17 protein-coding genes are annotated in these 18,483 nt (G+C 65.8%); 3 read left to right on the top strand and 14 right to left on the bottom strand.

What is annotated here, in order from left to right; genetic code table 11:
- Complete coding sequence (locus VSX79_RS14930; protein ID WP_179497159.1) at positions 1 to 1,008, bottom strand: zinc-dependent alcohol dehydrogenase family protein; 1,008 nt, start codon at positions 1,006 to 1,008, stop codon at positions 1 to 3.
- Complete coding sequence (locus tag VSX79_RS14935) at positions 1,008 to 2,747, bottom strand: N-acyl-D-amino-acid deacylase family protein (protein WP_179494063.1); 1,740 nt, start codon at positions 2,745 to 2,747, stop codon at positions 1,008 to 1,010. The genes VSX79_RS14930 and VSX79_RS14935 overlap by 1 nt, the downstream gene beginning before the upstream one ends.
- A gap of 123 nt (positions 2,748 to 2,870) precedes the next feature.
- On the opposite strand from VSX79_RS14935, the gene VSX79_RS14940 reads away from it, so the two are divergent.
- Together VSX79_RS14940 and VSX79_RS14945 are read left to right on the top strand one after the other, a co-directional pair.
- Positions 2,871 to 3,620, top strand: a complete 750-nt coding sequence (locus VSX79_RS14940; protein ID WP_326913738.1) for a class I SAM-dependent methyltransferase — start codon at positions 2,871 to 2,873, stop codon at positions 3,618 to 3,620.
- Between the two features lie 4 nt (positions 3,621 to 3,624).
- Positions 3,625 to 3,936 (top strand): alkylphosphonate utilization protein, encoded by a 312-nt coding sequence (locus VSX79_RS14945; RefSeq protein ID WP_326913739.1) that lies wholly within the window; start codon positions 3,625 to 3,627, stop codon positions 3,934 to 3,936.
- Positions 3,937 to 4,050: 114 nt separating this feature from the next.
- Here VSX79_RS14945 and VSX79_RS14950 read toward each other — a convergent pair whose 3' ends face one another.
- The 9 genes from VSX79_RS14950 to sucC all read right to left on the bottom strand — a co-directional run bounded on the left by VSX79_RS14950 (position 4,051) and on the right by sucC (position 14,632).
- A complete protein-coding gene (locus VSX79_RS14950; protein ID WP_179494060.1) occupies positions 4,051 to 5,340 on the bottom strand; it encodes an acyl-CoA dehydrogenase family protein in 1,290 nt (429 codons plus the stop codon).
- Positions 5,341 to 5,360: 20 nt separating this feature from the next.
- A complete protein-coding gene (locus VSX79_RS14955) occupies positions 5,361 to 6,692 on the bottom strand; it encodes a phosphotransferase (protein WP_326913740.1) in 1,332 nt (443 codons plus the stop codon).
- Positions 6,693 to 6,760: 68 nt separating this feature from the next.
- Positions 6,761 to 7,633, bottom strand: coding sequence for an energy transducer TonB (locus VSX79_RS14960; protein ID WP_326913741.1), 873 nt, complete (start codon positions 7,631 to 7,633; stop codon positions 6,761 to 6,763).
- Positions 7,634 to 7,704: 71 nt separating this feature from the next.
- On the bottom strand, positions 7,705 to 8,697 hold the full coding sequence (locus VSX79_RS14965) for a cupin-like domain-containing protein (RefSeq protein ID WP_179494054.1): 993 nt from the start codon (positions 8,695 to 8,697) through the stop codon (positions 7,705 to 7,707).
- A gap of 53 nt (positions 8,698 to 8,750) precedes the next feature.
- Positions 8,751 to 10,031 (bottom strand): serine hydrolase domain-containing protein, encoded by a 1,281-nt coding sequence (locus VSX79_RS14970; protein WP_326913742.1) that lies wholly within the window; start codon positions 10,029 to 10,031, stop codon positions 8,751 to 8,753.
- A 93-nt stretch (positions 10,032 to 10,124) separates the two neighbouring features.
- A complete protein-coding gene (locus VSX79_RS14975; RefSeq protein ID WP_326913743.1) occupies positions 10,125 to 11,483 on the bottom strand; it encodes a DUF389 domain-containing protein in 1,359 nt (452 codons plus the stop codon).
- A gap of 33 nt (positions 11,484 to 11,516) precedes the next feature.
- The gene (locus tag VSX79_RS14980) at positions 11,517 to 12,446 is read right to left on the bottom strand and encodes an electron transfer flavoprotein subunit alpha/FixB family protein (RefSeq protein WP_179494048.1); all 930 of its coding nucleotides are present in this window, start codon (positions 12,444 to 12,446) and stop codon (positions 11,517 to 11,519) included.
- The gene (locus tag VSX79_RS14985; RefSeq protein WP_179494046.1) at positions 12,443 to 13,192 is read right to left on the bottom strand and encodes an electron transfer flavoprotein subunit beta/FixA family protein; all 750 of its coding nucleotides are present in this window, start codon (positions 13,190 to 13,192) and stop codon (positions 12,443 to 12,445) included. Before VSX79_RS14985 ends, VSX79_RS14980 begins: the two co-directional genes overlap by 4 nt.
- A gap of 231 nt (positions 13,193 to 13,423) precedes the next feature.
- Complete coding sequence (gene sucC, locus VSX79_RS14990) at positions 13,424 to 14,632, bottom strand: ADP-forming succinate--CoA ligase subunit beta (protein ID WP_179494044.1); 1,209 nt, start codon at positions 14,630 to 14,632, stop codon at positions 13,424 to 13,426.
- A 190-nt stretch (positions 14,633 to 14,822) separates the two neighbouring features.
- Here sucC and VSX79_RS14995 point away from each other — a divergent pair, with 190 nt between their 5' ends.
- Positions 14,823 to 15,944, top strand: a complete 1,122-nt coding sequence (locus VSX79_RS14995; RefSeq protein WP_326913744.1) for a M23 family metallopeptidase — start codon at positions 14,823 to 14,825, stop codon at positions 15,942 to 15,944.
- A gap of 3 nt (positions 15,945 to 15,947) precedes the next feature.
- On the opposite strand, the gene VSX79_RS15000 is transcribed toward VSX79_RS14995, so the two are convergent.
- The 3 genes from VSX79_RS15000 to msrA all read right to left on the bottom strand — a co-directional run bounded on the left by VSX79_RS15000 (position 15,948) and on the right by msrA (position 18,265).
- Positions 15,948 to 16,253, bottom strand: coding sequence for a hypothetical protein (locus VSX79_RS15000; protein ID WP_326913745.1), 306 nt, complete (start codon positions 16,251 to 16,253; stop codon positions 15,948 to 15,950).
- A gap of 6 nt (positions 16,254 to 16,259) precedes the next feature.
- Entirely contained in the window at positions 16,260 to 17,423 is a 1,164-nt protein-coding gene (gene bla, locus VSX79_RS15005) for a class A beta-lactamase (RefSeq protein WP_179494038.1), read from the bottom strand.
- Between the two features lie 152 nt (positions 17,424 to 17,575).
- Positions 17,576 to 18,265, bottom strand: a complete 690-nt coding sequence (gene msrA, locus VSX79_RS15010; RefSeq protein WP_326913747.1) for a peptide-methionine (S)-S-oxide reductase MsrA — start codon at positions 18,263 to 18,265, stop codon at positions 17,576 to 17,578.
- Between the last annotated feature and the right edge of the window lie 218 nt (positions 18,266 to 18,483).

The following is an 18,483-nucleotide window of genomic DNA, read 5'->3' on the forward strand; positions in this document are numbered from 1 at the left end:
TCAGATATCGACAACAATCTTGCCGAAATGCGCGTTCGCGGCCTGGTGCCGGAAGGCGTCGGCGAGCTTCTCGAGCGGGAAATGGTCGCTGATAATGGGCCGGATGCCATTCGTCTCGACGCCCGCGATCATATCGAGCTGTTGCTGGCGGCTGCCGACGGTGAGGCCCTGCACGCGCAGATTCTTCGCCATCAACAGCGCGGTCTGGACGGGGCCCGCGAACCCCGCGAGCACGCCGATCAGCGCGACATGCCCGCCGACGCGCGCCGCGACCATCGACTGGTCGAGGGTGCCGGCGCCACCGATCTCGACGACGGTATCGACCCCGGCTCCTCCGGTCAGCTCGAGCGCCTTCGCGCCCCAGGCGGGCACCTCCTTGTAATTGACCAGCTCGTCGGCACCGAGCGCCTTCAACCGTTCGAGCTTGGCATCGGAAGAACTCGTCGCAATCACCCGCGCGCCGGCGGCCTTCGCGAATTGCAAGGCGAACACCGACACGCCGCCGCTGCCCTGCACCAGCACGGTCGAGCCCGGTCGTGTGCGGCCATCGACGAACAAGGCGCGCCACGCCGTCAGCCCGGCGCAGGTCAAGGTCGCGGCTTCGGCCGCCGAATAGCCTGTCGGCGCCCCGGTGAACCAGTGCTCGGGCGTCACGACAATCTCGCGCGCATAGCCGTCGATGCCGTCGCCCGGCACGCCGCGAAACGCGGTCGCGGGCGGCGCGCCGTCGATCCAGTCGGGGAAGAAGGTCGAGACGACGGTGTCGCCCGGCTTGAACTGCGTCACCCCGTCGCCGACCGCCTCGACCGTCCCGGCTCCGTCGGACATCGGGATACGACCGTCAGCAGCGGGGATCATGCCCGTCACCACGGCATAGTCGTGGAAGTTGAGCGACGATGCGGCCAAGCGAACGCGGATCTCTCCCGGCCCCGGATCGCCGGGATCGGCCAGATCGGTGAGCCGCAGATTGTCGAGCGAAGCGGGGGCGTGCAGCCGGACGCCGCGCATCATTCCGCCGCCATCGCCATTTCGACACGTTGCGGGCCGCGGATAACGCCGCCGGGGGTTGGCCCCTGCATCGCGCCATCGCGGAACGTGACTTCGCCCGACTTGATCGTCGCGACATAGCCATCGGCCTTTTGCAGCAGGCGCTTGCCGCCCGCGGGCAAGTCGAACGCGAGCCACGGCTTGCCGAGCTTGATCGCGTCCATATCGATGACGTTGAGATCGGCGAGATAGCCTGGCGCGAGGACGCCGCGATCTTCGAGCCCATAGAGCAAGGCGGTGTCGCGGCACTGGCGTTTTACCGCATGTTCGAGCGCGATGCGCTTGCCTGCGCGGTCGCGCACCCAATGCTGGAGCATGAAGGTCGGCGACGCCGCGTCGCAGATCGTCCCGCAATGCGCGCCGCCGTCGGACAGGCTGTTCACCGTGTCGTCGGCGGCTTGCAGATCCTCGAGGAAGTTGAGGTTGCCGTCGCGGTAGTTCAAGATCGGGAAATAGATGAAGCCCTTGCCCTCGTCCTTCATCAGCAGGTCATAGGCATATTCAGACGGGCTGACCCCGGCGGCGGTGGCGCGCGCCATGATGCTTTCGTCCATCTTCGGCTCGTAATTGAAGTCGGGGTCCATCTCGAACTGCACCGGCCAGCCGAGCGCGACGATTTTCAGGAAGTCGATAATGTCGCTTTCGGGCCAGACATTCTCCTCTTCGATCATCCGCGCCTTGAACGCCGGGTCTTTCAGCTTCGCGAGTTGCTGATCCCACGGCAGATCGATGATCTCGTTCCACGCGGGTTTGAAACGGAACGGGTGTACCGTCCCCTGCCACGCCATGATGATGCCGTTGCCGCGCAGCGCGATCTGCGCGACGATGTTGGCGCCGGTCGCATTCTGGCGCCGCATTTCCTCGATCTGTTCCTCGAGCGGCAATTCCTTGGCGATCGACTGGAGCGCCGCGAAGGTCACCGGCAACCCGGTTTCGCGGCTGAGGTCGCCCATCCACTGAAACTCGTTCCACTCGCGTTTCAGGTCGCTCGCCATTTCGAACACGCCATAACCGACGCGGCCCATCGCACGGCCGATCGCGATCAGCTCCTCCGCCGTCGCGGTGGTGCCGGGGACGAGCTCGCCGTCGATCGACTTGTGGAGCACGGTGCGGCTGGTCGAGAAACCAAGCGCGCCCGCGCGCACGCCTTCCTCGACGATGCGCGACATTTCGGCGATGTCTTCGTCGGTCGGGACGGCGCCGGGTTTCTCGCGATCGCCGAGCACATAGGCGCGCACCGCGCCGTGCGGAACGTGGCACGCGACATCGACGGTGCGCGGCAGCTTTTCGAGCGCATCCATATATTCGGGGAAGGTCTCCCAATCCCACGTCATGCCCTCGGCGAGCGCGGTGCCCGGAATATCCTCGACGCCTTCCATCAGCGAAATCAGCCATTCGTGGCGGTCGGGCTTGGCGGGCGCGAAACCGACGCCGCAATTGCCCATCACGACGGTGGTGACGCCGTGCCAGCTCGACGGCGCCATTTCGGCGTCCCACGTCGCCTGCCCGTCATAATGGGTGTGGACGTCGACGAAGCCGGGGGTGACGATCTTGCCGCTGGCATCGATTTCCTCGCGCGCGGGCCCCAGATTTTCGCCCACGGCGACGATGCGGTCGCCATCGACCGCGACGTCGGCAACGAAGGGCGCGCCGCCCGAACCATCGACGACGGTGCCGCCGCGAATCACCAGATCATGCATGTCCGTCTCCCGATTTTTAGTTTCACAGAAAAACCTATCATCAAAATCGCGAGATGCAAATAAGCGGGCGCAGGTGGCGCGATGCTGTTATACTGGCGCGATACACCAAAGGGAGTCGATGCCATGATCCGTCCGCTTACTCTCGCCCTGCTGCTCGCCGTCTCGGCGACCCCGCTCGCCGCCAAGGAGGCGGCTGCCCCCGACTATCGCGCCGCGCTCGCCGATCCCGCGCGCCCCGCCGACGACCGGACACGCGACGCCGCGCGCAAGCCCGCCGAACTGCTCGCGTTCGCCGAGATCGCGCCGGGAGAAAAGGTCGGCGATTTCGTCATGGGCGGCGGCTATGTCACGCGCCTGCTCGCCGCCGCGGTCGGTCCGGCGGGCAAGGTCTATGGCTTCCAGCCCGCCGAATTCATCGCCTTCAAGAAACAATATGGCGACGATCAGGCGGCGGTCGACGCCGCCTATGCCAATGTCGATGCCGTCGCGGGGCCGTTCGCGGCGCCCGCCTTTCCCGAACCGCTCGACACGATCATCACCGTGCAGAATTTCCACGACCTCTATCTGAAGCCCTTCCCCGAAGGCACCGGCGCCAAGGCGAGCGCGGCCTTGTTCGCGGCGCTCAAACCCGGCGGCACTTTGGTCGTCGTCGACCATAGCGCCGCCGACGGCAGCGGCACGACCTTGTCCGACGGCCTGCACCGGATCGACAAGGATGCGGTCGTCGCTGCGCTGACCGGCGCGGGCTTCAAGCTCGAAGCCGAAAACGACCTCTATCGCCGCCCCGACGATCCGCGTAGCGCCAATGTCTTCGACAAGGAAATCCGCGGCAAGACCGACCAGTTCGCGCTGCGCTTCCGCAAACCGGGATGATATGATGACCAGCGACGACGAGGACTATGTCTATGACGAGGCGAGCGGCGAATGGTTGTCGGCGAGCGAGGCGCGCGACCGCGCGGCGGCTGCAGCGGCGGGGCCCGAGGTCCGCGACGCGGTGGGCAATCTGCTCGCCGACGGCGATTCGGTGGTGCTGGTCAAGAATCTCAACGTCAAAGGCGCGGGGCAGACGCTGAAAGTCGGCACCGTGATCAAGTCGATCCGCCTGACCGGCGACGACCAGGAGATCGACTGCCGCCATGAGGGCATCAAGGGGCTGGTGCTGCGCGCGGAGTTTGTAAGGAAGCGGTAGGGTTCGCATCCTTGGACGATCGTCATTGCGAGGAGCGTAGCGACGCGGCAATCCAGAGTGCGCGGTAGCCGCCCTGGATTGCTTCGCTTCGCCCGCAATGGCGAGTCTTTCAGGCTACCCCAACATCCCCTTCCGCGGCCCCAGATAGCCGAACAGGTAAGCCGCCACCTTGCGCATCTGGATTTCCTCCGCCCCTTCGGTGATCCGGTATCGGCGGTGGTGGCGATAGATATGCTCGAACGGCTTGTGGCGCGAATAGCCGATGCCGCCGTGGACCTGCATCGCGCGGTCGGCGGCTTCGCAGACAAGGCGGTTCGCCCAATAGTTGCACATGCTGACCTTGTCGGAGAGCGTGCGCTCGACCTCCTTGTGCGGGGTATTGTCCATGTCCCAGGCGGTCTTGCGGATCAGCAGGCGCAGCATCTCGGCCTGCGTCGCCAGCTCGACGAGGGGGAACTGGATCGCCTGGTTCTTCGCCAGCGCCTCGCCGAACGGCTTGCGCTGCCGCGCATATTTCACCGACTCTTCAATGCAGAAGACCGCGGCACCCAGCGATGACGCCGCCTGACGGATGCGGTTCTGGTGGACGAAGCTCTGCGCGATCGCGAGGGCGCCGCCTTCGGGGCCGAGCCGCGCGCTGTCGGGCACCCACACATCGGTGAAGCTGACGCGCGGATGGTCGGTCGGCATGTTGAAGGTCCAGAGATATTCCTCGATCACCAGCCCCGGTGACGGGTTCGGGACGAGCAGGCAGGTGATCCCCTTCGCATCGCCGTCGTTCCCGCTGGTGCGGCAAAAGGTCGCACAGTGCGTCGCGACGTGCATCCCGGTCGTCCACATCTTGGCGCCGTCGATCCGCCAGCCATCGACGCCGTCCCGCGTCTCGCGCACCGCGCGCGTCTCCATATGCGTCGCATCGCTGCCATGATCGGGCTCGGTCAGACCGAAGGCCGTGCGACGCTTGCCCTCGAACCCCCCGAGGATGAATTCCTGCTTCTGCTCCTCGCTGGTCGCGAACTGTTCGAACATCTCGACGAAGGGGAAATTGCCGACGATGCTGTGTTCGTTCTGGAGGTCGTTGTGGAGGCCCAGGCCCTTCGCGGCGAAATGTTCGCGGATCACCGCCATCCACAGGTTCGAGCCGTCCTTGCCGCCATATTTCTTGGGCGCGGAGAAACGCCAGTGCCCCGCCGCATCGGCTTTGCGGGTGGCCGACCTCAACAGCTCTTCCCATTCGTGGCGCGGCAACCCCTGATTGTCCCAGTCGGTGCGCGCATGTTCGCGGCGATGGTCGAAGAAGCGGATATTGTCGTCCGCCAGCTCGATCGGCCTGATCTCGGCCTCGATAAACGCGTCGAGTTCGTCCAGATACGCCTGCAGATCGGCGGGCATCGCAAAGTCCATGTCTCTCTCCCTGATCTATCTTATCCGCGCCAGCCGGCGCGCGCCGCCGCGAGCGGCGCATATTTGGGGCTGTCGACCGCGCATTTGTCGAGCACATCGCGCCGCAGCTTCGCCAGCAATCCCGGCTCGGCGAGCGTCCTGGTCCCCGCCAGCAAGGCTTCGGCAAGCCCCCTGTCCTCGGCGCGTGTCCCGGCTTCGAGGTCGCGCAGCACGATACCGAGCGCATTCATCGCCACCACCGCCTCGAACTTCGCATGGCCTTGCGATACGGGCTTGATCGCCCCCTCGATCCAGTCGCGCACCGCCTGCACCATCTCGTCGTTCGTCGGCTCGCCGTTCGGCGCGCGCACCTTGTCCGGCGGCGGCGGCAGGGCCCTTTCGCGCTCGCCTTCGGGGGCTTCTTCCTCGAGCAGCCGCACCAGGTCGAGCTCCTGCTCGGCCGTCCGCCGCCCGACGACGACGCGCTCGACCGTCCTGTCCGCGCCGCTCCGCCAAGCCTGTCCCATCTGAAGGCACCCCAGCGCCCACCAGAGCGTGCGGTAGAGCAGCCAGAAGCGGAAGCGCGCTCTGTCCACTTTCACGCCCCCCGCCGCCTCATAGGCCGCAAAATATTCGTCGAGGCTCCCCACCCCGAACGCCGGCTTGTCGAGCCGGCCAAAGCGCCATACGCTCATGCAGCCGAACGCCAGATCCTCATGCGCGTCGCCCCGGTGCGCCAGCTCCCAATCGAGCACCGCGGCAAGGCCATGGCCGTCGACCATCACATTGCCCATCCGGTAATCGCCGTGGACCAGCACCGGCGCCACGGGCGCGGGAAGATGATCCTCGCACCATTTGATCGCCAGCGCGATCACCGGCCGGTCGCCGCCATAGGCGAGAAAGCGCGCCTTGAGTTCCGCCAGCGCCGCGCCCGTATCCATCACAGGAATCGCATCGGGCACCGCCGCCATCGGGATGGCGTGGATCCGCGCCAGCTCGCGCCCGAGATCGCCGAGCAGCGATCCCGGCGGAGCCGCGAGTATCGCCGCCGGCGACACGTCACCGATCACGCGCCGCATGACATAACCCGTGCCGAGCGCGTCGCCCGCCTCAAGCACGCCGACCACCTCGGGCGCCTTCACCCCCGCGTCGAAAGCCGCCTGCACCAGCGCCGCCTCGTCGGCGTGGCCGAACGGGCGGTCCGCCATATATTCGGCCGAGGGCGCGCGGCGCAGAACATAGCCTTCACCAGCCCAATCGAAGGCCCAGCTTTCCATATTCGCGCCGCCCGACAGGCGCGACAAACCCGACAAGGCGCCCGGCCCCGCGATGCGGGACATGACGGCGGAGAGCGTTTCGGAGAGATCGGTCATTACTTAATGATGCTAAGTATTTTTGACGACCGCAAGCCGTTTTCGTGCCGGCGCGGGTACCTCCTACGTCAGAATTGAAATCGGACCGCATTGACATAATAGGAGGCGAGCGGCTGGCCGTCCTTGTCGAGTGCCGGCTCGAAGCGCGCCCGTCGCATCACCCCCTTGCACACCGCATCATCGAAGCCTTCGCTATTCGTCGACCGCTGAATATGACATGCGGTCGGCTTCCCGTCGGTACCGACCGACAGGCGGAAGCGCACGATACCCGGCTGCGACTTGGCAAGCATGGCACGCGGATAGTCTTCGCTTTGCAGCCATTTCGCCGGGTTGCCGATCGGCATTGCCCAACGCGAAAGCTCGCGATGCCGCGCGACATCGATACCCCAATGGTCGAGCAACTCGTCGGTGCAACTGCGCATCGCCGCGAACGCCGCCTTCATCGGACCGGTCTTGAGGCGCACCGGGTCGCGAAGCGGCCAGCCGATCGTCACGCTGGTAACCGCCGCCTCTTCGGCCTCGGTGATCGGCTCGGACCTGATGCCATAATCTTCCTCGGATGCGATTTCTTCGGCCGAAAAAGGCTTCAACCGGACCGAATCGCCAAAGATCCAGGCGGGCTGCCCCTCTCCGACCGTCCCCGGAAAGAACATGATTTTCTGCTCGGGCATCACCCCGAACCTGATGCTCGCCTTTCCCTGACGCGCTGGCCCGTCCATCATCTGTCCCATCAGCGTCATGCGAAAGCCGTCGCCCGGCGCATCCTGCTCGATCGAGAAAATGATCTTCTGCTTGTCGTCGCCGAAGATACGCGCAAGCCGGCAATAATCGTCGGCATAATGGACATTCCAGGGCGTGGTCGGCGCCAGCTCGACCACATCGCCGGCAGCCTGCGCGGCGCCCGTCGCGGCGAGCCATGCCAGCCCGATCAAAATCGGCAACCCCCTGCGTCCCATGCCGCAGAGCTTAAGTCGCGGATTCGCGACGCGCAAGCAGCCGATGCAGTCGCAAGCTAGAGCCTGCCATAAGACACATAATCCTCGACATGCGCATTGGGCCGGCGAAAGCTGGTGAAGCTCATGCTGGCGGAGAGGTCGAGCGCTTCGACCTGGTGCCACCAGCCGACGGGCAGGAATATGCCCTCGCCGGGGGCGATGATCGTCTCGAGGACGGGCGGCGCGCCGGCGTCGCCGAAACCGGCGGAAAGCGGCGCATTGCCCCAGTCGGAAAAACAGTGATGGCTGTTCTTCATCCGCGCGAAGGCCCAGGGCGGCGCCATGCGCACGCGCTTGCGTCCCATCACCTGCACCAGCAGATTGTTGGTGAGATCGTGGTGCCACGGCGTGAGCGTGCCGCGTGGGCCCAGCCAGAAAAAACCGTCGCGCGGCCGCGCCGCGTCGAGCAGTTCGATCGGCGCGAGATCGTCCCACAGCTTGCCCAGCGCCGCGGCGTTGGTGCCGCTGTTATAGGCGGTGAGATAGATGTCGTTGCTCGCTTCGTCCCTCCGCAGCCAGTCGATCAACTCGCCGAAGCGCACGAGACGGCGATGATCGTCCTTCGCCAGCTCATAATCGGGATCGCGCTCGCGTTCGACCTGCGCCTCGACCGCGGCATCGCCCGCGACGCGCGCGAAATGGTCGAGCGACCAGCACGTCAGCGCAGGCCAGTGATCGACGATCCCGGTCAGCTTGGCGGGCCGGTTCGGCTCATAATAATGGCGATAGAAGAAGTCGGCGTCGGGCCGGTCGAGCGTATCGAGCGCAAAGCCGCCGTCGGCCTCGAACGCCAGGCGTTGCAGGTTGGCGAACAGCCAACCCTGTTTCGCCATGCGCGCCGACTGACGCCGCAGCATCGCCGCCATCGGGTCCTTGGCCAGCCGGTCGATTTCATATTTCGCCGCCGCCGCCGATACGCCCGCACCGACGAGCCGCGCGTGAAGCGCGACGTCATCGTCACCGGCCGCAAGGCCTTCGGCAAGCAGGGCGCGTTTGTCGGGGTGCGACATCGAAAACTCCTCGAACCCGCTCAAGCGCCTGTCGATGACCGATATATGACGGTCTAGTCGCCTGCCGGCCCTTTATAGTCCGGCCCGTAAACCGCCGCGCGGAAATCGCGGTGCAGCGTGCCGTCATAGGGGATGGTCTGGACGAAGAATACGGCGGTCAGCCGGTTCGCCGGATCGACCCAGAAGAGCGTCGAGGCCATACCGTCCCAAAAATATTCCCCCGTCGCCCCGCGATTCTCTCCGGCGGTTTGCGGCGGAGATTTGCGGACCGCGAAATCGAAGCCAAAGCCGACCGCGCCCTTGCCCGGCAACCATGCGCGTTCGGTAATCGCCGGGTCGAGTTGGTCGGTCGCCATCAGTTTCACGGTCGAAGGCTTGAGGATGCGCACGCCGTCGAGGCTGCCCCGGTTCAGCAACATGCGCGCGAAACGCTGATAATCGTCGAGGGTGGAGGCCAGGCCGAAGCCGCCCGGCGTCAGCGCATGGTCCTTGAAATTCAGCGCCTGCGCTTCCGCCGCCGGTTGCTGGACGAGCTTGCCGTCCTTCTTCACATTCATCGCCGCGAAGCGCGCGAGCCGCGCGTCGGGCTGGCGCCAGGCGGTCTCCCTCATTCCGAGCGGTTCGAAAATATGCGCGCGCACATAATCGGCGAAGGGCTGGCCCGACAGTTTCTCGACGAGTGCCGCCTGCACGTCGACCGCGATGCTATATTCCCACTGCGTCCCCGGTTGGTAGAGCAGCGGCACCGTCGCGAGGCGCCTGCTCGCCTCGGTAAGCGGGACGGTCAGCGCGAGCGGATCGGCGGCGACATAGGCGTCGTGCACCGGCGTCGGCCCGGCGCCATAGGCGAAGCCCGCGGTATGGCGCAGGACGTCGCGCACGCTGATCGGCCGCCCGGCGGCGACATAGCGCGGCTGGCCCGCCGCATCCTTGCCCGCATAGACGCGCATGTCCGCATATTCGGGGAGATATTTCGCGAGCGGATCGTCGAGCCGGAACTTGCCCGCCTCCCAAAGCTGCATCAGCGCGATGCCGGTCACCGGCTTGGTCATCGAATAGATTTGCGCGATCGTGTCGCGGCGCATCGGGCGCTTCGCCGCGCGGTCGGCCATGCCCGCCGCGCCGAAATAAACCTCGCGCCCATCCTGCCAGATCAGCGCCGACGTGCCCGCGGCGCGGCCGTCGGCGATCATCGCCTCCAGCGCGGCGTCGATCCGCTTTCCGTCGATCCGGATCGTTTCGGCGGGCACGGTCTGGGCTTGTAGCGGCAAGGCGATCGCCGCCGATCCCGCGCCCGCCATCATCATCGCCAGTGCCAGTCGCTTGCCGCGCATATCGCCTCTCCCCTGTCCCGCCTTTCGCTGCGGATCACCGGGCATCCCATGCGATCGGGCGCGACAGGTCAACCCGAATAGGTCTGCGGACGCCTATTCGGCGGTGGGAGCTTCGGCGTCGGAACCTTCCGCAGCGGGCGCTTCCGCCACGGTCAAAGCGCCATTCTGGATCAGCCATTGCGGATGGTTCGCCTGCACCGACGCCATGATGCGGTCGATCGCGGCGGCGACCTGCTCGCCCTCGGCCTCGCGGTCGCGCTGGACGACGACGCGGCGCGCCTGTGCATCGACCAGCACCCGCTCGCGCCGCACCAGTTCGCCGACGGTGAGACCGGCGATGATGTTGCGGCTGTCGCCCTCGCGCTGTTCGAGCGTCGTGACGCGGCGGTTGAGCTGTTCCTCGACCTGCGCCGCGGCATTGGTCTGTTGCCGGAGCTGGACGATATTGACCCGTACCGAACGCTTCAATTTTCGTTGCACCTGCCGCGCCAGATCGGGATTGAGCTGGGCGGCATATTGATCGACCAGCACGACACCGTCGACCGAAACGTCTTCGCCATCCATCCGCACATTCAGGCTGTCGACGCGGTCGCTGGGGTCGAGCAGCCGGTCGAGCTCGGTCTGCACCGCGTTGCGCGCGCCGATCTCGCGGACGATGCTGTTGAGCGAAAGCGCGAGCGGGATCGACAGGATGCCCAGCGTCACGATGATCCCCAGCACCTGCATCGCGGTATGCTGGGCCGTCAGCGACGGGCCGAAACGGTTGAGACGCGCGACAATCGTCGCGGCAAAGGCAATCGCGAGCGTGTTGGTGAGGAACAGCAACGCCGAACCGAGCGCGAAATCGAAGCGCCCGGTCGCGAGGCCGAAACCGATCGTCGAAAGCGGCGGGACGAGCGCGGTCGCGATCGCAACGCCGACCATCACCCCCGACAGCTTGCGCATGATCGCATAGACGCCGGCGATGCCGCCGACCACCGCGACGCCGAGGTCGAGCAATGTCGGCTGCGTCCGAGCGCGCAGTTCGGGGGTGACGTCGTTGATCGGCGACAGCCAGATGATCAGCATCGCGACGATTATCGCGACCGCCATCCCCGCCGCCATCGTCACCAGCGACCGCTTGATCAAATTGCTCTCGAGCGTCGCGAGGCCGAAGCCAACGCCCATGATCGGACCGAGCAGCGGCGACACGAGCATTGCGCCGATGACGACCGCCGCCGATCCCTGAAGCAGGCCCAGCGTCGCGATCGCCGCCGAAAGCGTGATCAGCAGCAGGAATTTCTGGTTGAGCCGCGCATCGCGCGCGACGCTAGCGAGGACGAGCGCGCGGCCGTGGACATCGTCGCCGCCGCTGTCATTGCCGTCGTCGTCGTCATCGACGTCGCGTCCGGCTCCCGGGCGCGCGGACCGGCGACCACCGGCGTTGAACGGTGCGTCGCCGAGTCCGGGCACTCCGGGATGATTTCCGGCCATATGGGCGGACGGTTAGATCTTGCCGGTCAGTTCGGGGACGGCGCTGAACAGGTCAGCGACGAGGCCGAAATCGGCGACCTGAAAGATCGGCGCATCCTCATCCTTGTTGATCGCGACGATCGTCTTCGAATCCTTCATGCCGGCAAGGTGCTGGATCGCGCCCGAGATGCCGATCGCGAAATAGACCTCCGGCGCGACAATCTTGCCCGTCTGGCCGACCTGATAGTCGTTGGGGACGTAGCCCGCGTCGACCGCGGCGCGCGAAGCACCGAGCGCAGCGCCGAGCTTGTCGGCGAGCGGGACGATGACTTCTTCATATTTCTCGCTCGAACCCAGCGCGCGGCCGCCCGACACGATGATCTTCGCCGAGGTGAGCTCGGGGCGATCCTGCTTGGCGATTTCGGCGCCGACGAAGCTCGAGATGCCGGCATCGCTGCCCGCGCCGACGGCTTCAACGGTGCCCGAACCGCCCGAGGTCGCTGCTTTTTCGAACGCGGTGCCGCGGACGGTGAGGACGAGCTTCGCATCCGACGATTCGACGGTCGCGATCGCGTTGCCGGCGTAGATCGGCCGGGTGAAGGTCTTCGGACCCTCGACCGACAGAATTTCCGAAATCTGCATCACGTCGAGCAGCGCCGCGACGCGCGGCGCGATATTCTTGCCGGTGGTCGTCGCGGGCGCGAGGAAGGCGTCGTGCGATCCCATCATCTCGGCGACGAGCGGCGCGATATTTTCGGGCAGGTTGTGACCGAAAGCGGCGTTGTCGGCGACATGCACTTTGCCAACGCCCGCGATCTGCGCGGCTTCCTTGGCGACGCCATCGACGCCCGAACCGGCGACGAGCAGATGAACCTCGCCGAGTTTCGACGCGGCCGTAACCACCGCGAGCGTGGCGTCCTTGACGGCCTTGCCGTCATGTTCGACCCAAACCAGAGTTTTCATGAGTGCACTCCCAGCGCTTTCAGCTTGGCAACCAGTTCATCGACATCGGCGACCTTGACGCCGGCCGAGCGGACGGGCGGCTCCGAAACCTTGACCGTCTTGACGCGCGGCGCCGTGTCGACGCCGTAATCGGCGGGGGTCTTGGTATCGAGCGGCTTCGATTTCGCCTTCATGATGTTCGGCAGCGAGGCGTAGCGCGGCTCGTTCAGGCGAAGATCGGTGGTGACGATCGCGGGAAGCTTGAGCTTCACCGTCTCGAGACCGCCATCGACTTCGCGGGTAACCGAAACATGGTCGCCTTCGACGTTCACGGCGCTGGCGAAGGTGCCCTGCGCCCAGCCCGTCAGCGCGGCGAGCATCTGGCCGGTCTGGTTGTTGTCGCCATCGATCGCCTGCTTGCCGAGGATAACAAGACCCGGCGCTTCGGCATCGGCAATCGCCTTGAAGATCTTCGCGAGCGCGAGCGGTTCGACCTCATCGTCGGTCTGGACGAGGATCGCACGGTCGGCGCCCATCGCGAGCGCGGTGCGCAGCGTTTCGGTCGCCTTCGCCGGGCCGACGGAAACGGCGACGACTTCGGTCGCGACGCCCTTTTCCTTCAGGCGAATCGCTTCTTCGACGCCGATCTCGTCGAACGGGTTCATCGACATTTTCACATTGGCGAGGTCAACGCCCGTGCCGTCGGCCTTGACCCGCGGTTTGACGTTATAATCGAGCACCCGCTTGACGGGGACGAGGATTTTCATGGGCTCAAAGCTCCTCTCAGCAAATTGTGCACTGCGCCATAATTGGCGTTTACGTAAACGTCAACCTCGACCCTCTCCCTTCGGGGGAGAGGGTTGCGCAGACTTGCCAGCTTGCTGGCTGGTCGAAGCTGGGTGAGGCTGTGAAACGTCGCAGGCTCTCACCAAGTCCGGCCAGGTCCTGACGGACCAAGTCTTCCTATCCTCTCCCCAAGGGGAGAGGAAGTTTCGTTATCACGCCGCCTTGGCAACCTCGGCAACGATCTTCTTGGCCGCGTCGCCCAGATCGTTGGCCGCGACGATCGGCAGGCCCGAATTGGCGAGGATATCCTTGCCCTGCTGGACGTTGGTGCCTTCGAGGCGGACGACGAGCGGAACAGACAGATTTACTTCCTTCGCCGCGGCGACGATGCCCTCGGCGATGATGTCGCACTTCATGATGCCGCCGAAGATGTTGACGAGGATGCCCTCGACCGCCGGGTCCTTCAGGATGATCTTGAACGCTGCGGTGACCTTTTCCTTGCTGGCGCCGCCGCCGACGTCGAGGAAGTTCGCAGGGAAGGCGCCATTCAATTTGATGATGTCCATCGTCGCCATCGCCAACCCTGCACCGTTCACCATGCAGCCGATGTTGCCGTCGAGCTTGATATAGGCGAGGTCATATTCCGACGCCTCGACCTCGGCCGGGTCTTCCTCGGTCAGGTCGCGCAGCTCGGCGATATCCTTGTGGCGGAACATCGCATTGCCGTCGAAGCCGAGCTTCGCGTCGAGCACGAGCAGTTCGTCGCCGTTCGCGCCTTCGCAAACGGCAAGCGGGTTGATCTCGATCTGCTCGGCATCGGTCGCGATGAAGGCGTTGTAGAGGCCGGCAAGGACCTTCGCCGCCTGCTTGGCCAGATCGCCCTCGAGTTCGAGCGCCGCGGCGACGCTGCGGCCGTGGTGCGGCATCAGCCCGGTGGCCGGATCGATGACGATCGTGTGGATCTTGTCGGGCGTGTTGTGCGCGACGGTTTCGATGTCCATCCCGCCTTCGGTCGAGGCGACCACCGCGATGCGGCTGGTGGCGCGATCGACGAGCAGCGCGAGATAATATTCCTTTTTGATGTCGGCGCCGTCGGTGATGTAGAGGCGGTTGACCTGCTTGCCGGCTTCGCCTGTCTGGATCGTCACCAGCGTGTTGCCGAGCATGTCCTTGGCGTGCGCTTCGACCTCCTCGAGGCTTTTGGCGAGGCGGACGCCGCCCTTCGCATCGGGACCGAGTTCCTTGAACTTGCCCTTGCCGCGGCCGCCGGCGTGGATCTGCGACTTCACGACATAGAGCGGCCCCGGGAGCTGCTTCGCCGCCGCGACGGCCTCTTCGACGCTCATCGCGGCGATGCCCTTGGGCACGGCGACGCCAAATTTCGCGAGCAGTTCTTTCGCCTGATATTCGTGGATGTTCATGAGGTCTGCCGGGCCTTTCGACTCTGGAAGGGGAGATGATCGGCGCCGCCTAAGCACAAGTTCGACGGCAATTCTACCCCTAGCGGGCCGCAAGCCAAGGCTTTCGGCGGGCTGTTCCGTCTTCCGGATGACGCCCGGAGCGCAAGCTGATATTCGCGCCGCAGGGTCCGTCGGGACGAGGGAGGCGAAGGTGCGGATAAAGCGTCTTGTTTTGGCGTTGGCGATCGTCGCCGGTTCGAAGGCGGCGACGGCTCAGGTGAACCAGTCGCTCGATATCCATATTGCGCAATCCCCGAATATCGTGCGCGTCGGCGCCGCCGATCAGCTGGTCTACGAACTCCATCTGACCAATTTTTCGAGCGCGCCCCTCCGGCTGGACGAGCTGGCGATCAGGCTTGGCGACGAGGGCGCGCCGCTCAAAACCTATAACGCCGACGCGTTGGCCGGAACCTTTGCGCTCGTCGGGCCTGCCGACGCCGAAGCACGAACGATCCCTGCCGGCCGCCGCGCGGTCCTTTATATCAACGCGCCATTTGCCGATGGGCAGCGCCGCGGTCCGATCTCGCACAGCCTGACGCTTGCCAGCGACGGCGGCGGCTTCACCGTTTGGGGTGGCGCCGCGACGCCCGAAACCGCTCCCCTGCCCCGCCTGTCGCCCCCGCTGCGCGGCGGGCCGTGGGTCGCCGTCTATGAGCCCGGGATGGAACGCGGACACCGCCGCGTCTTTTACGCCACCGAAGGGTCGGCGATGCTGCCCGGCCGCTTCGCGATCGACTTCATGAAGGTCGATGCGAGCGGGAAATTATCGGCGGGGGACGCCGACATCCCCGCGGACCATTATGGTTTCGGCGCCGAAGTGCTCGCGGTCGCCGACGGCACGATCGTCGCGGTGCGCGACGATGTCGCCGATCCGTCAGCCATCAAGGGCCGGACGAATCCGGGCATCGCCGACGCCAGTGGCAATTATGTCATGCTCGACATCGGCGGCGGGCGCATCGCGACCTATGAACATCTGAAACAAGGCGCGCCGGTCGCCGTCGGCGACCGCGTCAAGGCGGGCGAGGTCATCGGCTTCCTCGGCTTCACCGGGCAGGCGAGCGCGCCGCACCTGCATTTCCATCTGGCCGACCGTCCATCGATCCTCGGCGCCGAGGGTCAGCCCTATGTTTTCCGATCCCTCACGCGGCTGGGCCAATATCCGGCGATCGACAGCTTTTCCCGCCGCGAGGCATGGCCGCCCGCCGATCGTCCGGAAATCGTCCGCGACAGTTTCCCGCCGCCGAACCTCGTCGTCCGCTTTCCGGGCGACTGACGTCTAGCGCAGCGCGCAGACCGCGGCAGAACTGGTCGAAACGGCAAGGATCTCGGGATCCTTGAGCGCGCGAACCTTGCGGAAGAACTGGTCGAGCGTCAGGTCGGCAACGCGCCGGTCCTTGAGGCTGCCGAGCGCGGCGAGGCGCCGCAGCTGGAGCAGCGAAAGGCGGTCGACCATGCGTTCGGCCATGCACGCCGACATCGCCTTCGACAGGCCGGCATTCTGGAGGCCGTTGCGCAGCCGCGTCTCGGGGGTTGCGCAGCCGGCGAGCGACAATATCAGCAGCGGCAAAAGAACGCGCCTCACCGCGCCTTATCTTCCGTGATAATCGGCGACGGCGCCCGAGACCGCCTGCATCAGCGCCATGCGCGCCGGGACCGAGGCGCTGGTGTCGCCGAGCAGCACGACGATCGCATAGCGGGTGCCGTCGGGCGCGGTCGCGATACCGATGTCGTTATAGCCGGCGGTCGAGCCCTTGTAGTCCTGCCCCGTTCCGGTCTTGTGCAGGAATTTCCAGCCGGCGGGCAGGCCGGCCTTCAATCGCCGCGGGCCGCTTCTGGTCCGGCTCATCACGCCCAGAAGATATTCGGTCGAATCGGGCGACAGCAAGGTTCCGCGCGCGAGCCGGGTCAGCGCGCTTGCGATCGCCTCGGGGCTCGCGCCGTCGGGCGGATTGGCGAGATAGGCGTTGCGCGCCGCGAGCCGCGTCGCATCGGGAAGCGCCGCACGCGCCTGATAGAAAGCCCGCCCGACCGAATAGGCCTGCTGCCACTTGAGCCCCGCCGTTCCCGCCTGCAGCAGGCGTTCGCCGGGGCCGAAACGGATCGAACCCAGATCCTTCTTTTCGATGAACGCGCGCACCGCGTCGGGACCGCCGACGGTGCGCAGCAGGCTGTCGTTCGCGGTATTGTCGCTATGCGTGATCGCGGTTTCGATAAGCTCGCGGACGCTCATCGTCACCGAGCCCTGCGACTGGACCCGCGCCGCGAGCGGCTGATGGAACAGCGTCAGATCCTCGGGGCCGATCTGGACGCGCTGGTCGAGCGTCAGGCGCCCCTGGTCGACCGCGTCGAGCACGGTCAGCGCGACCCACAGCTTCGATACGCTTTGCTGCGGAAACAGCTGGTCGCCGCGCTGCGAGAGCGACCACTCGCCGTCGATGCGCTGTACCGCGATGCCGGTCTTGCCGGGGAAGGCGCGCCACAATTCGAAAATACGGTTGTCGAGACCGGCGGGAGCGCGGCGGAAACCGGGGTCGATCGGGCCCGCGGGGCGCGGCATCGCTGAGCGGACCGGCTCGCCGATCGGCACCGTGACCGAACCCGCCGGACCGCGCACCGCCCCCGGTTGCTGCTGTTGCTGTTGCTGCTGCGCGCGTGGCTGCGGCACGATTGCGACGCTGCTAACACAACCTGCCAGAACCGCGGCCCCCATCGTCACAGCGAGGAGCGGCCTGCCGGATAATCTAAACTTCATTCAAACCCCGCACCTGCGACTTTATATCTTGTCCCGACCCCTCGCGGACATGTCCCCACGTCACGCAGGCGCGCAGGACGGGCCAGCGTTTTGCGGTGAACGATTCTTTCGCCGCGACCAATCGCGGGAACCGGCGGGATTTTTACCCAGCGTCAGGGCGCGGGCGTCGCGCGAACCTTGTCCGGATAAAGCCGCTTCAGCGCCGCGAGCTTGGGGGCATCCCAGCGCAGGATATAGCCGTTGCGCGGATTGCGGCGCATGAAATCCTGGTGGTTCGCCTCGGCGCGATAGAAGCGCTTGTAGGTTTCGACCGGCACGACGACCGGCTTCGCGAAATATTTGCCGCGGCCGATCTGCGCCATATAGGCGGTCGCGACACGCCGCTGGACCGCGTCCATCGGCACGATCGCGGCGCGATATTGCGAGCCGACGTCGGGGCCCTGCCGGTTTTTCAGCGTGGGGTCGGCGACTACGGAAAAGAGGATGCGGAGCAAAGTGCCATAGCTGACCTGCGACGGGTCATAGACGATGCGGACGGCCTCGGCATGGCCCGACTTGCCGTCGTGGGTCCGTTCATATCGCGCCGTTGCGGCGCTGCCGCCATGATAGCCCGATTCGACCGAAATCACGCCCTTGACGTTGGAAAAGACGCCTTCGACGCCCCAGAAACAGCCGCCCGCAAGCACCGCGGTCGCGCGCTGCGCCTTGACCGCCGGATCGATGGTCGCGGCGGGCAGCTTGACCACGCTTTCGGCTTGCGCTGGCGCGCATTGCGCGACGATCGCGCCCGCCGCCAGCGCCGCGACGGCGCGGAGGGGCAGCGCGCGTCGCAGCGGGGTCATGCCGGGATCGGAAGCGCCGGCTGATTGAGCACGATGTAGGTCGCGCCAATCGCGAAGCCGGCGAGCATGGTCAAGAACCAGTCGGAGCGGAGCATGGAGAGCATAGGGGCCTCGTGTCATATTATCTTGTTCGCGGCCGAAGCCGCCCTGGTTACACCGGCGATATGACGCGCCCCTGCCATCCGTCAGTGATGGGAGTCACTCTAACCGAGATGACT

This window comes from Sphingopyxis chilensis, assembly GCF_035930445.1.
Taxonomy (GTDB): Bacteria; Pseudomonadota; Alphaproteobacteria; order Sphingomonadales; family Sphingomonadaceae; genus Sphingopyxis; species Sphingopyxis chilensis.

Excerpts from the sequence above, each read along its gene's own strand:
- VSX79_RS14930 (WP_179497159.1), bottom strand. The coding sequence starts at position 1,008 with ATGCGCGGCGTCCGGCTGCACGCCCCCGCTTCGCTCGACAATCTGCGG.
- VSX79_RS14935 (WP_179494063.1), bottom strand. The coding sequence starts at position 2,747 with ATGCATGATCTGGTGATTCGCGGCGGCACCGTCGTCGATGGTTCGGGC.
- VSX79_RS14940 (WP_326913738.1), top strand. The coding sequence starts at position 2,871 with ATGATCCGTCCGCTTACTCTCGCCCTGCTGCTCGCCGTCTCGGCGACC.
- VSX79_RS14945 (WP_326913739.1), top strand. The coding sequence starts at position 3,625 with ATGACCAGCGACGACGAGGACTATGTCTATGACGAGGCGAGCGGCGAA.
- VSX79_RS14950 (WP_179494060.1), bottom strand. The coding sequence starts at position 5,340 with ATGGACTTTGCGATGCCCGCCGATCTGCAGGCGTATCTGGACGAACTC.
- VSX79_RS14955 (WP_326913740.1), bottom strand. The coding sequence starts at position 6,692 with ATGACCGATCTCTCCGAAACGCTCTCCGCCGTCATGTCCCGCATCGCG.
- VSX79_RS14965 (WP_179494054.1), bottom strand. The coding sequence starts at position 8,697 with ATGTCGCACCCCGACAAACGCGCCCTGCTTGCCGAAGGCCTTGCGGCC.
- VSX79_RS14970 (WP_326913742.1), bottom strand. The coding sequence starts at position 10,031 with ATGCGCGGCAAGCGACTGGCACTGGCGATGATGATGGCGGGCGCGGGA.
- VSX79_RS14980 (WP_179494048.1), bottom strand. The coding sequence starts at position 12,446 with ATGAAAACTCTGGTTTGGGTCGAACATGACGGCAAGGCCGTCAAGGAC.
- VSX79_RS14985 (WP_179494046.1), bottom strand. The coding sequence starts at position 13,192 with ATGAAAATCCTCGTCCCCGTCAAGCGGGTGCTCGATTATAACGTCAAA.
- sucC (WP_179494044.1), bottom strand. The coding sequence starts at position 14,632 with ATGAACATCCACGAATATCAGGCGAAAGAACTGCTCGCGAAATTTGGC.
- bla (WP_179494038.1), bottom strand. The coding sequence starts at position 17,423 with ATGAAGTTTAGATTATCCGGCAGGCCGCTCCTCGCTGTGACGATGGGG.
- msrA (WP_326913747.1), bottom strand. The coding sequence starts at position 18,265 with ATGACCCCGCTGCGACGCGCGCTGCCCCTCCGCGCCGTCGCGGCGCTG.